Here is a 13,566-nt window from a genome sequence, read left to right as displayed (position 1 = left end):
CGGAATCGCCCATGACCCGGCCTCTAGGTAAATCGCAATCAAGCCTGCAAAACGTCGCCGTTGACGCGTGCGCAACACACCTCGCCACAGCGGTGCGCGCAACATTGATGTGCGTGGCGTTGGGCACTGCCGCGCTGCCTGTAGCTGTTCAAGCCCAGGACGATACAGCGGAGATAGGTGCTGTACGCAGCTATTCCATCGCCGCCGGCCCCCTGGGTGAAGCCTTGAACCAGTTCGCCCGGCAAGCGGGTATCACATTGGCCGCCACTCCAGCGCAAACTGCCGGCAAGCAATCGCCGGGCCTGCAAGGCAGCTATGCACCGACTCAGGCGCTAAGCATTTTGCTCGGCAGTAACAGCCTGCAAGCCGTCACCGAGAACGGCAGCAGTTATGTGCTGCGCGAAACGACGGGTGACGCACTGGCTTTACCCAGCACCGACATTCGTGGCTTTGCACTGGGCAATGCCTTGGGCAGCATGGAAGGCTACAACGCGACTCACAGCCAGATCGCTACCAAGACCAGCACGTCGGTGCTGGAAACGTCGCAATCAGTCTCGGTGGTGACGCGCCAGCAAATGGATGATCAGGGTTCACAAACCGTCGCACAGGCCATGCGTTATACGCCAGGCGTGCTGACCAACCCTTACGGCGCAACTCATCGCTATGACTATGTGGCCCTGCGCGGTTTCAACGACGGCTCTGTGGATAACATTTACCTGGACGGCCTCAAGTCCATGGGCGATAGCGGCACCTACAGCACGATGCAGGTTGATCCGTACTTTCTGGAGCGGGTCGACATTCTGAAAGGCCCGTCATCGGTGCTTTACGGACGCAGTTCGCCGGGTGGTCTGGTGGCCTTGACCAGCAAGAAACCGCTGTATGAGCCGTATCATCAGGTTCAGGCCACGCTTGGCACGCAAGGTCAGCGCGGCATGGGGTTCGATTTTAGCGGGCCTGTGGATGATGACAAGCGCATTGCCTATCGCTTGACCGGGCTTGTGGATAAGTCAGACACGCAGTTCGATCACGTTGAAGAGAAGCGCTATGCGCTGGCACCGACCGTCAGCATCGACTTCAGCGAAGACACATCGCTGACCCTGCAAGCCTATCTGCAACACGATCCGGAAGGCGGCTATCACGGCGGCGTACCGGCCAGCGGCACACTGCGTAAGCGCAACGGGCAACGTATCTCCGAACACTTCTTCGATGGCGAGCCTGGCGTCGATGGCTTCAGCCGCAATCAACAGTCTTTCGGGTATCAGTTCGAGCACCGCTTCAACGACGTGTTTACCGCCAGACAGAACTTCCGTTATCTGGACTCGAAGGTGAAGAACGATCAGATCTACGCCTACGACTGGACGACGCCCACCAGCAACGAACTGACGCGCTATTACTCCGGCGGTGACGAGCGGCTGCACGCGTTCATCGTCGATAACATGTTGCAGGCGGAGTTCTTCACTGGCTCGGCCAAACACACAGCGCTGCTCGGAGTTGACTACCAGCGGCGCAAGACCGTGGTGGACTGGACCAGTGGCTCGGTCGCCTCGCTTAACGGTTTCGATCCCGTCTACGGCAATTCGGCGATCAGTTACTTCAGCCCAACCAGCTATGTGCGCCGTCTGGAGCAAACCGGCGTGTATGCACAGGATTTGATCGAGCTGGATAAATGGCGCTTCTCTCTGGGGTTGCGCCAGGACTGGGTAGAAACCTCGGATGAGAACCGATTGGCAGAAGCCGGGCGTCCAGAGGGCACCGAAATCAGTGATCGACGTACCAAACTGACCGGTCGGGCAGGCGTGCTGTATCTGTTCGATAACGGAGTTGCACCGTACTTGAGCTATTCCGAGTCCTTCAACCCCAACTCGTACGCCGACAGCGACGGCAACCCTCTCGCGCCAACAGACGGCACTCAATGGGAAGCAGGTATCAAGTACCAACCACCGGGAACGGACAATCTGTTCACCGCCTCGGTATTCCGCATTGATCAAGAAAACCTCGCCTCCAAGCTGCCGCAAGAGAATTTCTATCGCCCGATTGGCGCGGTTCGCTCTCAGGGTCTGGAGTTGGAAGCGCACGTGCAGTTAACCGATAACTTCAAAGTGCTGGGCGGCTACACGCTGACCGACATCGAATACTCCAAATCAATGATCAGCACGTTGAGCACGCCGACCAATGTCATCGAGAACAAAGGCAACTCGCCGACCCAGGCGCCTAAACACATGGCGTCGCTTTGGGGCGACTATGCCTTCAACAGCGGTGCGCTGGATGGTCTGCGGCTGGGTGCAGGCGTTCGCTACGTCGGCTATAGCTGGGCGGATTCTGAAAACACCCTGAAGGTGCCGTCTTACACATTGTTCGACGCTTCAGTCGGCTACGACCTGAGCAAAGTTGGTCTCAAAGGCGTAGACGTGCGGGTTAACGCAAACAACCTGACCAACGAATCCTACGTCGCGTCCTGTGCAAGCCTGAGCTACTGCTATCTGGGCGAAGAGCGAAACGTCAGCGCCACTGTCAGCTACAACTTCTAACCAGCCGTTAAACCAGCCTGTTCCTCCTCGGGGAACAGGCCTGGCTGCGGGATAACGGCAGCGCCGTCGTGTACTTCAACTGTTCCATGGCGAAGCTGGAGGTAATGGTCGAAAGACCTTCGGTGCTGCTGATCAGCTTTTTGTAGAAGCGGTCGTAGGCGGCCATGTCAGTGACCACCAGTCGAAGCATGTAGTCCCATTCACCCGCCATTCGGTAGAACTCCATGACCTGTTCGTACTGCATGACGGTCTGGGCGAATTGCTCAAGCCATTGGGTGTCATGGCGCTGGGTCTTGATCTGAACGAAAACCGACAAACCCAGCCCGAGTTTTTCCGGGTCGAGGAGCGCGACTCTGGATTTGATGTACCCGGCTTCTTCGAGCTTTTTGACTCGCTTCCAGCACGGCGTAGTTGAGAGGTTGACTGCGTCAGCCAGGTCTTTCAGCGCAGTGGTGGCATCACGCTGCAGAATGCTGAGGATATGACGATCAAGACTGTCCATTTTTCAAATCAGTCCTTTTGGAGAAAAATTTTCTATTAAGTAGGCAAACGAGTAGAACAAAAAGAAATTATTTTTCCCAGTGATCGGTAACATTTGCCCTTAAGAATAGATGTGTTTTTGCCGGGGCGCAGAATGATGAATGACTGGATTCGTACCGCGATCAAAATCCTTGACTGCGATCAGCGCCGCTCGGCCGATACGCATATGCTCAAGCTTGATATTCCGGCGTTGAGCGGTATCGATATTTATATCAAAGACGAAAGCACTCACCCCAGCGGCAGTCTGAAACATCGTCTGGCGCGCTCGTTGTTTCTCCATGCGATCTGCAGCGGCAAAATTCGCCAGGGCACGCATGTGGTGGAGGCCTCTTCCGGTAGCACAGCCGTATCGGAAGCCTACTTCGCAAAACTGCTAGGGCTGCCTTTCACAGCGGTCATGCCGCGCCATACCGCCAGCAGGAAAATCCAGCAGGTCGAGATGCTCGGCGGGCGCTGCCACTTCGTGGAGCAATCCTGCGACATGTACCCCGAAGCAGAGCGGCTGGCTCGTCTCGACAACGGTCATTACATGGATCAGTTCACGTACGCGGAACGGGCTACGGACTGGCGGGGCAATAACAACATTGCTGACAGCATCTTTGATCAGTTGAGTGGCGAAGAACATCCCGTCCCGACCGCAATTGTGATGAGCGCAGGAACAGGCGGTACGTCGTCGACCATCGGCCGGTTCATTCGCTACAAGGGCCACGCCACCAAACTGATCGTCGTAGACCCGGAGAACTCGGTGTTCTACGACAGTTACCGCAGCGGTGACGCCGGCCTGACCAGCCTCAAGGGCAGCCGTATCGAGGGCATCGGGCGACCCAGAGTCGAAGCGTCGTTCTTGCCGGGGGTCATCGACGACATGCTGCAAATCCCTGATGCGGCCAGCATCGCCACCCTTGGCTGGCTGGAAAAGCTGATCGGTAAGAAGCCCGGCGGCTCGACGGGGACCAATGTCTGGGGCGCGCTGAAGGTGGCGCTGGACATGCAGGCGCAAGGCTTGAAGGGTTCGGTGGTGACGCTGATGTGCGACAGCGGCGAGCGCTATCTGGATACGTATTACGACCCTGAATGGGTCGAGCGCACCATAGGTGATCTTTCGCCGTATACGAAAAAGCTGGAGCGGTTGTTGATTGCGCGGTGAGCTGACAAGTTGAAGTGTGCACCGTTTCGGGGACTCACTTCGGAGTAGCAGATGCATCACGAGCGTGATGCGACCTCGAAATTGTCGTGGGACCGGCTTTAGCCGGGAAGGCGGCGTTTCAGACACCACACATGTGTTGTATTTACCGGCCTCTTCCGGACTAAAGCCGGTCCCACGTCTGCAACGCGACGCTATTTATTCACCCGCAGGTGGATTCGATTTCGCTTCCATCTCTGCAACCTTCGCCTCCAGCGCTTCGAGGCGGGCTCGGGTGCGGGCGAGGACGGCCATCTGGCTGTCGAATTCTTCCCGACTGACCAGATCCAGTTTGCTGAAGCCGCTTTGCAGCAGGGCTTTGAACTGGGTTTCAAATTCATTACGCGGGATTGGTGTTTCGCCATTGAACAAGCGCGAGGCGTGGCCGCTCAGGGCATCGAGAAAAGCTTTGGGCGCGAGCATGTCTACCTCCGGTTTCAGATGGGCGGCAGTGTAGCACGGACCGTCTATAGTCATTTCTAGCGAAGGCTGACGCACGATAATGGCGCACCAGCGCGTGCACGGACGCACTTTAGTTGTGCGCCTAGGCACTTCGCGGGGCGGCTCTGGTGCCTGAAACAGGGATCAAGAGCCTGTATTCAATGAAAAATCAGGAGATGGCAAGCTTTCTGCTTAGTCGCTGATGACCCATGCACTGATGCAGTCGCGTTGACGATTACAGTGCGGCAGGCGGAGCGGGGAATGTTTCGTCAAAAGCGGTTTTCTGGGGTTGGTCGGACCTCCTTCAGGCGACCGATGCGTTACAAAGCCAGGCACTGCGCTTAGACTTGAGTCGGGTTTGTTTTCCTGGGGCAAGTCCACCAATTCGGGAGAAAGTTTCATGAAGCTAGTCACTGCCATCATCAAGCCGTTCAAACTGGACGACGTGCGCGAGTCGCTGTCCGAAATCGGCGTGCAGGGCATCACCGTTACTGAAGTCAAAGGCTTCGGACGTCAGAAAGGCCACACCGAGTTGTATCGCGGTGCGGAATATGTAGTCGACTTCCTTCCCAAGGTGAAGATCGACGTTGCCATTGACGATAAGGATCTGGATCGCGTTATCGAGGCGATAACCAAAGCAGCCAACACCGGCAAGATTGGTGACGGCAAGATCTTTGTTGTGAATCTGGAACAGGCAATTCGCATCCGTACCGGCGAAACCGATACCGACGCAATCTAAGCCGCCAACCCAACGCCCCAGGAGAAAACAATATGACTCTGCGTCAATTCGCAGGGCTAGGAGCCCTGTTGTCCCTCGTAACCCCTGGCTTGGCCATGGCGGCAGACGAAGTGGCAGCCCCAGTACTCAACTCAGGCGACACCGCCTGGATGCTGACCTCGACAGCCTTGGTGCTGTTCATGACCATCCCTGGTCTTGCGCTGTTCTACGGCGGTATGGTCCGCTCGAAAAACATTCTTTCTGTGATGATGCAGTGTTTCGCCATCACCGGCCTGATCAGCATCCTGTGGGTCGTTTACGGCTACAGCATTGCGTTTGACACTACCGGTATGGAAGCAGGCGTCGTCAACTTCAACTCCTTCTTCGGCGGTATGGGCAAAGCGTTCCTGGCAGGCATCACGCCGTCCAGCATCACCGGCGCTGCTGCACTGTTCCCTGAAGCGGTGTTCGTCACCTTCCAGATGACCTTCGCCATCATCACTCCAGCCCTGATCGTCGGTGCTTTCGCAGAACGCATGAAGTTCTCCGCGATGCTGATCTTCATGGCTATCTGGTTCACTCTGGTCTACGCGCCAATCGCGCACATGGTCTGGGGCGGCGTCGGCGGCCTGATGTGGGACTGGGGAGTCCTGGATTTCGCAGGCGGCACCGTTGTTCACATCAACGCGGGTGTAGCAGGTCTGGTTGCGTGTCTGGTACTGGGCAAGCGTAAAGGCTTCCCTACCACTCCAATGGCTCCGCACAATCTGGGTTACACCCTGATCGGCGCGGCAATGCTCTGGGTAGGCTGGTTCGGCTTCAACGCCGGTTCCGCTGCTGCCGCCAACGGTACTGCAGGGATGGCGATGCTGGTTACCCAGATCGCGACCGCCGCTGCTGCTCTGGGCTGGATGTTCGCCGAGTGGCTGACCCACGGTAAGCCAAGCGCACTGGGTATCGCTTCGGGCGTGGTTGCTGGCCTGGTTGCCATTACTCCGGCTGCCGGTACTGTTGGCCCAATGGGCGCGCTGATCATCGGTCTGGCTGCAGGCGTGATCTGCTTCTTCTGCGCCACCAGCCTCAAGCGCAAGCTGGGCTACGACGACTCCCTGGATGCTTTCGGCGTTCACGGCATCGGCGGCATCATCGGCGCAATCCTGACTGGCGTGTTCGCAGCCCCTGCTCTGGGCGGCTTCGGCACCGTGACTGATATCGCAGCTCAAGTCTGGATTCAGTGCAAAGGCGTCGGCTTCACGATCATCTACACCGCGATCGTGACCTTCATCATCCTCAAGGTGCTGGACGCGGTCATGGGCCTGCGTGTCACCGAAGAGGAAGAAGCTGTAGGCCTCGACCTTGCGCAACACAACGAGCGTGGCTACAACTTGTAAGCCACTGTAAAAAAATGCCCGGTTTACCGGGCATTTTTTTGTCTGGCGTTTGTCGATAGATTGCTTGGTTCAAACCTCTCACCCCAGTACATCAATAGCTTTGCAAGGGGCATTCCTGACAGTTTGCGGAGAGACTGGTCAAGTTAGCGAACAAGCGCTGATGGCTTACAGAAAAGACGGATTATTGCGCGCTTTGCTTTTTCTGCCAGCGCGTTAGAATGCGCGCCGAATATGCGGAGAACTGTATGTGGCAACAGACCAGAATTACCCTGCGGGCAAGACCACGCGGGTTTCATCTGGTAACCGATGAAATTCTCGCAGGCTTGCCGGAGCTGCGAGAGTGTCGAGTCGGGTTGCTGCATTTGTGGCTGCAGCATACCTCGGCTTCGTTGACCATCAACGAGAACGCCGACCCGGCTGTGCGTCGTGACTTCGAGCGCTTTTTCAACCGTCTGGTGCCACAAGGCACCCACGGCTTTGAACATGAAGACGAAGGCCCCGACGATCTGCCGGCGCATTTCAAGGCCAGTTTGCTAGGCTGCCAGTTGGTATTGCCGGTTTCGGCGGGTCGATTGGCGCTAGGCACCTGGCAAGGTGTTTATCTGGGTGAGCATCGTGATGCTGGCGGTGCTCGCAACGTCCTCGCCACCCTTCAGGGTGACCAGGCATAACCGCTGTTTTGCAGCGGATGTTGAATTTCTTCCGGCAGCATTCGTAAACGTACGCAGCTGGGCTATAACTAATCTGCTTTCGCAAGTCATGAGGTAGAACATGAGCGACGATGACAACGACGATCTGGTTGATGATCTGGAAGGTGAAGAGGACGGTGAGGAGCTTGCGGCTGCTCCCGAAGAGGATGGCGCTGATGCCGATGACGGTGCGGAAGCTACGGTAACCCCGACCAAAGGCAAGGCCAAGGCTGCTGTCTCGGTTGATGAACTGCCTAGCGTTGAAGCCAAGAACAAAGAGCGTGATGCTCTGGCCCGCGCCATGGAAGAGTTCCTCGCCCGCGGTGGCAAGGTGCAGGAAGTGGAGGCCAACGTGGTCGCCGATCCGCCCAAGAAGCCGGATAACAAATACGGCAGCCGCCCTATCTAAGGGTGTCTGATGCCGTATAAGAAAAAGCCCGCTGTCGCTGCGGGCTTTTTTTTTGGCAAAAATCTGACCGCTTGCCCGAACACGTGGGAAATTTTTTGATAGCACGCAAGCGGATGTGAGGACGTGGGACCGGCTTTAGCCGGGAAGAGGCCGGAACGACCGCAACATATTCATTGGCTGAAATGCCGCCTTCCCGGCTAAAGCCGGTCCCACGTCGTCACCCACATTGAATCTCTCACAATCATCACCAACCGCAACACCAGCTACATCCAACTACGCAATACATCCGGCAGCTGCGTCAGGCTGCTGATCTCTGCATCAGGCAGTTTTTCTGCTTCCCACGGTTTACCCGCCGGGTTGTACCAGATCGCTCGCATACCGGCTTGCTGGGCGCCTGCGATGTCATCGCCGGGGTGATCGCCGATGTGGACTGCGGCGCCAGCATCAACGTTGGCGCGCTTGAGTGCTTCCACGAATGGAGCAGGGTCTGGCTTGCCGATGCCCAAGTCTTCAGCACACAGCGCGAAGGCGAAATAATCGGCCAACCCCAGGCGACGCACGTCAGCATTGCCGTTGGTGATCACACCCAACGTAAAGGTCGCGGCCAGAATCTCAAGGGTCGGATGGACTTCCGGGAAGATCTCGACCTGATGACGGCCATGCAGGAACACTTCAAAAGCCTGATCAGCCAGCGCCTGAGCCTCAACCGAGGGATAACCGGCGTCTTCCAGAGCATGGAACAGCACGCGCCGCCGCAGCTCGCTGATGCGGTATTTGAAGCCAGGGTCAGCTTCCACCAGGCGCGCGCGAATTTCCCCCAGATGCTCGACAGGCACCGGGCCAAGCTTGGGCGCATTTGCAGCAAGCCACTCGCGCAGGGTGGCCTCAGCGCTGACGATGGCCGGAGCGGTGTGCCACAGAGTATCGTCGAGATCGAAGGTGATCAGCTTAATCATGGTCAGAACCTTTGCGTTTGGCCCGCGGGTGGGCGCTGTCGTAGACCGACGCCAAATGCTGGAAATCCAGATGGGTATAAATCTGCGTGGTCTTGATGTCAGCGTGGCCGAGCAACTCCTGCACTGCGCGTAGATCCTGGGACGACTCAAGCAGATGGCTCGCAAACGAGTGGCGCAGCATGTGCGGGTGCAGGTTTTGCCCCAACTCACGCTCACCGACCGCTTTGACCCGCTTCTGAATAGCGCGCGGCCCAAGACGTCGACCTTGCTGGCTAATGAACACGGCGTCATCTTCAGGGTTGGCCAGGGCGCGCAATGCAATCCACGCCTGCAGCGCTTCACGGGCTTTCCTGCCCACTGGCAGAACCCGGGTCTTGCTGCCTTTACCGAGCACTTGCACCAGGCCTTCGCTCAGGTCCAGTTGCTCCATGTTCAAGCCGGTCAGCTCGGACAGACGCAGGCCCGAGGAATAGAACAGCTCCAGAATCGCCTGATCGCGATGGGCGAGGAAGTCGTCTTCAACGCCGCCGTCCAGCAACTGCAGGGCACGGTCGGTATCAAGGGTTTTCGGCAGGCGTCGTTCACCTTTGGGCGGCGACAGGCCGTTGGCAGGGTCGTGCTCGCAGATGCCTTCGCGATTGAGGTAGTGATAGAGCCCGCGTACCGCCGAGAGCAGACGCGACAGACTGCGCGAGGACTGCCCCTGCTGATGCTGACGGGCGATCAGGCTGCGCAGATGTTGAATATCCAGCGCAGCCCAACTGCTCAGCTGTTGCTTCTCGCAGTACGCCAGCACTTTGTTGAGGTCGCGGCGATAAGCCTCGAGCGTGTGTGGCGACACTTGGCGCTCACTGCGCAAATGTGTGCAGTAAGCGTCCAGTTGTCGTTCCATCACTAGCGAACCGAGCGTAAAGAGTGGGTGAAACGCGGCAGCAGACGGCTCAGTACATCGGCGATGTAGTTGAGAAACAGGGTGCCTACCGAGCTTTTGTAATGCTGCGGATCGCGGCTGCCGATGGCCAGCACGCCATGCAGGCCAAGATGATTAAGGGTCACAACGGCGGTAGAGCCGACTTCCTTGCCTTGCTCGGCACCAAACAGGAAGGTCAGTTCGTGCTCACGCAGCGCGCCGCACACGGTCTTGTCGCCGATCAGACCACCGATAGCTTTTTGCGCATCGACGCTGCTGACCCAACGACCAACCGGCATCGCGCTGTCACTGAACAGGATCAAGCTGACAAAGGGCACCTGAAAGTCCTGCCGCAGGCTGTCTTCAACAGCAATCACAATTTCTTCGAGACTGCTGGCGTCCATCAGCGCCAGGTTGAGGCGGCGGGTCTTTTCGAACAGCCGGTCATTGTCCCGGGCGACGTCCATCAGTTGCGACAGACGATGGCGCATCTCGATGTTGCGCTCGCGCAGCAGCTTGAGTTGACGCTCAACCAGCGAAACGGTGTCGCCGCGCTGATGCGGAATACGCATCGACACCAGTAACTCGTCGTGCTCGGCAAAGAAATCCGGGCGGTCGAGCAGGTAAGCGATGATCGCCTCTGCTTCAAGTTTCGGCACTGCGGCATCGACCGGCGATTCGCCAGGCTTGCCGGTTGAAGTCTGAGGCTTGTCAGTCATCGCTTTTGCTCACTCATAGACGAACCTGGCCTTCATATACCCGGACAGCGGGACCGGTCATCAGGACCGGATGGCCCGGCCCGGCCCACTCGATAGACAGACGTCCGCCCGGCAGATCGATCAGCAATGGCGAATCCATCCAGCCCTGGCTGATAGCCGCAACGGCTGCCGCACACGCACCGGTGCCACAGGCCTGGGTTTCCCCGGCTCCGCGCTCCCAGACGCGCAATTGCGCACGCTGACGATCGACGACGTAGAGAAAGCCTACGTTGACCCGCGCCGGAAAGCGCGGATGGTGTTCAATTTTCGGACCCAATGCATGCACGGGCGCATTGTTGATGTCGTTTACACGCAACACCGCATGGGGGTTGCCCATGGAGACAGCGGCCAGCTCGACCGTCTGCCCGTCAACATCAACGCTGTAGCTCAATGCCTGCTCGGTAGCCTGAAACGGAATGTCCGCTGGTACCAGCCGTGGCGGCCCCATATCGACGCTGATCTGACCGTCGTTGCGGATTTCCAGCTCGATGATGCCGCTCTTGGTTTCGACTTTGATCAGGCGTTTGGCGGTCAGGCGCTTGTCCAGCACGAAGCGGGCAAAACAACGCGCGCCATTGCCGCACTGCTCAACCTCGGAGCCATCGGAGTTGAAAATCCGATAGCGGAAATCGACATCCGGGTTGGTCGGGGTTTCAACCAGCAATAGCTGATCGAAACCGACGCCAGTGTGCCGATCACCCCATTGTTTGGCGTGCTTGGGCAAAATATGCGCGTGCTGGCTGACCAGGTCCAAAACCATGAAGTCGTTGCCCAGGCCGTGCATCTTGGTAAAACGCAGCAGCATGGGTTACTCCGGCAGCAGGCTTTCGCCAGCAAACAGCTCGGCCACGGTCTCGCGGCGGCGGACTTCGAAAGCCTGCGAGCCGTCGACCAACACTTCAGCGGTGCGACCGCGGGTGTTGTAGTTCGAGCTCATGACAAAACCATAGGCACCGGCCGAGTGCACGGCCAGCAGATCACCTTCAGCCAGGGCCAGTTCGCGGCCCTTGGCGAGGAAGTCGCCGGTTTCGCAGATCGGGCCGACGATGTCGTAGGCGCGAGGCGCGCTGTCACGCGGGCGAACGGCTGTGACGTCCATCCAGGCCTGATACAGCGCCGGGCGAATCAGGTCGTTCATCGCCGCATCGACGATGGCGAAATCCTTGTGCTCGGTATGCTTGAGGTATTCGACCTGAGTCAGCAGCACGCCTGCGTTGGCAACGATGAAGCGGCCGGGCTCGAAAACCAGTGACAGGTCACGACCTTCCAGACGCTCACGCACTGCCTTGATGTAATCAGAAGCCAGCGGTGGCTCCTCGTCGCGATACCGCACGCCAAGACCGCCACCCAGATCGATGTGGCTCAGCAGGATGCCACAATCACCAAGACGATCCACCAGGGCCAGCAGACGATCGAGCGCGTCAATGAACGGCTCGAGCGTGGTGAGTTGCGAGCCGATATGGCAGTCGACACCGACGACTTCCAGGTTAGGCAACTGTGCGGCGCGGATGTAGACGTCTTCAGCATCCGCAATGGCGATGCCGAACTTGTTTTCCTTGAGGCCCGTGGAAATGTACGGATGCGTGCCCGCGTCAACATCCGGATTGACGCGCAGCGAGATCGGCGCACGAACGCCCATTTCGGCCGCGACAATCTGCAGGCGCTCAAGCTCGTCGGTGGATTCGACGTTGAAGCAGTGCACGCCCACTTCCAGCGCGCGGCGCATGTCGTCACGGGTCTTGCCGACGCCGGAGAACACGATCTTGTCGGGACGGCCGCCTGCAGCGAGCACTCGCTCCAGCTCGCCACGGGACACGATGTCGAAGCCCGAACCCAGACGCGCCAGAACGTTGAGCACGCCCAGGTTGGAGTTGGCTTTGACAGCGAAGCAGACCAGATGCGGCATGCCGTTCAGGGCATCAGCGTAGGCGTTGTATTGCGCTTCGATGTGAGCGCGGGAGTAGACGTAGGTCGGCGTGCCGAAACGCTCGGCAATGGCAGACAACGCTACACCTTCCGCGAACAGCTCACCATCGCGGTAGTTGAAGGCGTCCATGTAATTCCCTTAAAGATGCTTGTGCGATTGCGACTTGGCCTGGTCGTCGGGAGACTTCTGGTCATCCGGCAGGTACAACGGGCCTTTCTGGCCGCAGGCAGTGACAAGACAAGCGACCGCGACAAGCGCAGCAAGCGAAGAGATCAGGCGCTTCATGGCGAAATCCTTTGTAAAAGCATTAATTGCGCCCGAGTATACCGGCCACCCAGCGGCTTGCCTACGTAGCCGGGTTCCCGTCCGGCGGGGCTTTGACGCTACGCGACTGATTTAGCACTGAGAGAGCGAATTATTGGCGCTGTGTTGTTCGTTGGGCGGGTAAGCTTTGCATTTGCCTCGAAGCGACCGTATCTTGCGTCGCTGCGCCAACAGCAGACACTTTTTGAGGTTCCCCTGATGAGTTTGACCGAAGCCCGCTTTCACGACCTGGTCGATGCCACCCAGCAAAATCTGGAAGATGTTTTCGACGAGAGTGGTCTGGATCTGGACATTGAAAACTCGGCCGGTGTGCTGACCGTCAAGTTCGAAAATGGCACTCAACTGATCTTCAGCCGCCAGGAGCCCCTGCGTCAGCTGTGGCTGGCAGCGCGTTCCGGCGGCTTTCACTTCGACTACGACGAGGAAGAGCAGCGCTGGGGCTGCGATACCAGCGATGAGCTGTTGAGCGAAATGCTTAAGCGCTTCACGCTGGAGCAGGCTGGCGTCGAACTCGACTTCGACGAGATTTGAGCGTGACCGCTACTTCAGTCCGACCGCCCAAGCCGCTGTACAGTAACGTCAGCCCGGCAGTGCCTTCGCCTTGCATCAGCCTGTGCCGGCTGGACGAGCAGAAAGTGTGTCTCGGTTGTTTCCGCCATGTGGAAGACATCCGTGAATGGCGCTCGGCGGACGACAATCGCCGCCGACAGATTCGCGCCAATGCAGACCAGCGCCGAGAAGTGGCTGACGCCAGTCAGTCTCCAGACGCATAACGGTCTTGCCGGGTTGTGT

The 13,566-nt window shown here is 58.2% G+C and carries 16 protein-coding genes; 8 read left to right on the top strand and 8 right to left on the bottom strand.

Annotated elements, in window-relative coordinates; all coding sequences use genetic code 11:
* Positions 1-107: 107 nt before the first annotated feature.
* Positions 108-2,528 carry a TonB-dependent siderophore receptor gene (locus tag CKW31_RS04685; protein ID WP_256582482.1) on the top strand — a complete coding sequence of 807 codons (2,421 nt, stop codon included), beginning with the start codon at positions 108-110 and terminating at the stop codon, positions 2,526-2,528.
* A gap of 7 nt (positions 2,529-2,535) precedes the next feature.
* Here the strand turns inward: CKW31_RS04685 and CKW31_RS04680 are convergent, their stop codons facing one another.
* Positions 2,536-3,030 carry an Lrp/AsnC family transcriptional regulator gene (locus CKW31_RS04680; RefSeq protein WP_095093239.1) on the bottom strand — a complete coding sequence of 165 codons (495 nt, stop codon included), beginning with the start codon at positions 3,028-3,030 and terminating at the stop codon, positions 2,536-2,538.
* Between the two features lie 132 nt (positions 3,031-3,162).
* Here CKW31_RS04680 and CKW31_RS04675 point away from each other — a divergent pair, with 132 nt between their 5' ends.
* Positions 3,163-4,215 (top strand): PLP-dependent cysteine synthase family protein, encoded by a 1,053-nt coding sequence (locus tag CKW31_RS04675; protein ID WP_095093238.1) that lies wholly within the window; start codon positions 3,163-3,165, stop codon positions 4,213-4,215.
* Positions 4,216-4,410: 195 nt separating this feature from the next.
* On the opposite strand, the gene CKW31_RS04670 is transcribed toward CKW31_RS04675, so the two are convergent.
* The gene (locus CKW31_RS04670) at positions 4,411-4,674 is read right to left on the bottom strand and encodes an accessory factor UbiK family protein (RefSeq protein WP_095093237.1); all 264 of its coding nucleotides are present in this window, start codon (positions 4,672-4,674) and stop codon (positions 4,411-4,413) included.
* Positions 4,675-5,092: 418 nt separating this feature from the next.
* Between CKW31_RS04670 and glnK the strand changes: the two genes are divergently transcribed.
* The 4 genes from glnK (at position 5,093) to sutA (ending at position 7,899) form a co-directional block, all read left to right on the top strand.
* A complete protein-coding gene (gene glnK, locus CKW31_RS04665; protein WP_002555808.1) occupies positions 5,093-5,431 on the top strand; it encodes a P-II family nitrogen regulator in 339 nt (112 codons plus the stop codon).
* 32 nt (positions 5,432-5,463) lie between these two features.
* Positions 5,464-6,801, top strand: a complete 1,338-nt coding sequence (locus CKW31_RS04660) for an ammonium transporter (RefSeq protein WP_027899841.1) — start codon at positions 5,464-5,466, stop codon at positions 6,799-6,801.
* Between the two features lie 245 nt (positions 6,802-7,046).
* Positions 7,047-7,472, top strand: a complete 426-nt coding sequence (locus tag CKW31_RS04650) for a secondary thiamine-phosphate synthase enzyme YjbQ (protein WP_095093236.1) — start codon at positions 7,047-7,049, stop codon at positions 7,470-7,472.
* A gap of 100 nt (positions 7,473-7,572) precedes the next feature.
* Positions 7,573-7,899 (top strand): transcriptional regulator SutA, encoded by a 327-nt coding sequence (gene sutA, locus CKW31_RS04645; RefSeq protein WP_027899839.1) that lies wholly within the window; start codon positions 7,573-7,575, stop codon positions 7,897-7,899.
* A 263-nt stretch (positions 7,900-8,162) separates the two neighbouring features.
* Here the strand turns inward: sutA and CKW31_RS04640 are convergent, their stop codons facing one another.
* The 6 genes from CKW31_RS04640 to CKW31_RS04615 are packed head-to-tail and all read right to left on the bottom strand — an operon-like array spanning position 8,163 to position 12,735.
* Positions 8,163-8,855 (bottom strand): HAD family hydrolase, encoded by a 693-nt coding sequence (locus CKW31_RS04640; protein WP_095093235.1) that lies wholly within the window; start codon positions 8,853-8,855, stop codon positions 8,163-8,165.
* A complete protein-coding gene (gene xerC, locus CKW31_RS04635) occupies positions 8,848-9,747 on the bottom strand; it encodes a tyrosine recombinase XerC (RefSeq protein WP_095093234.1) in 900 nt (299 codons plus the stop codon). Before xerC ends, CKW31_RS04640 begins: the two co-directional genes overlap by 8 nt.
* 2 nt (positions 9,748-9,749) lie before the next feature.
* Positions 9,750-10,484, bottom strand: coding sequence for a DUF484 family protein (locus tag CKW31_RS04630; protein ID WP_095093233.1), 735 nt, complete (start codon positions 10,482-10,484; stop codon positions 9,750-9,752).
* A gap of 13 nt (positions 10,485-10,497) precedes the next feature.
* A complete protein-coding gene (gene dapF / locus CKW31_RS04625; protein WP_095093232.1) occupies positions 10,498-11,328 on the bottom strand; it encodes a diaminopimelate epimerase in 831 nt (276 codons plus the stop codon).
* A gap of 3 nt (positions 11,329-11,331) precedes the next feature.
* On the bottom strand, positions 11,332-12,579 hold the full coding sequence (gene lysA / locus CKW31_RS04620) for a diaminopimelate decarboxylase (protein WP_095093231.1): 1,248 nt from the start codon (positions 12,577-12,579) through the stop codon (positions 11,332-11,334).
* A 9-nt stretch (positions 12,580-12,588) separates the two neighbouring features.
* Positions 12,589-12,735, bottom strand: a complete 147-nt coding sequence (locus CKW31_RS04615) for a lipoprotein (RefSeq protein ID WP_095093230.1) — start codon at positions 12,733-12,735, stop codon at positions 12,589-12,591.
* A gap of 237 nt (positions 12,736-12,972) precedes the next feature.
* Between CKW31_RS04615 and cyaY the strand changes: the two genes are divergently transcribed.
* On the top strand, positions 12,973-13,305 hold the full coding sequence (cyaY, locus tag CKW31_RS04610) for an iron donor protein CyaY (RefSeq protein ID WP_095093229.1): 333 nt from the start codon (positions 12,973-12,975) through the stop codon (positions 13,303-13,305).
* A 2-nt stretch (positions 13,306-13,307) separates the two neighbouring features.
* Complete coding sequence (locus CKW31_RS04605; RefSeq protein WP_095093284.1) at positions 13,308-13,547, top strand: DUF1289 domain-containing protein; 240 nt, start codon at positions 13,308-13,310, stop codon at positions 13,545-13,547.
* The last annotated feature ends 19 nt before the right edge of the window (positions 13,548-13,566 follow it).

This window comes from Pseudomonas sp. Irchel 3A5 (genome assembly GCF_900187575.1).
Lineage (GTDB): Bacteria > Pseudomonadota > Gammaproteobacteria > Pseudomonadales > Pseudomonadaceae > Aquipseudomonas > Aquipseudomonas folii.
This window is presented reverse-complemented; position numbering and strand designations above follow the sequence as displayed.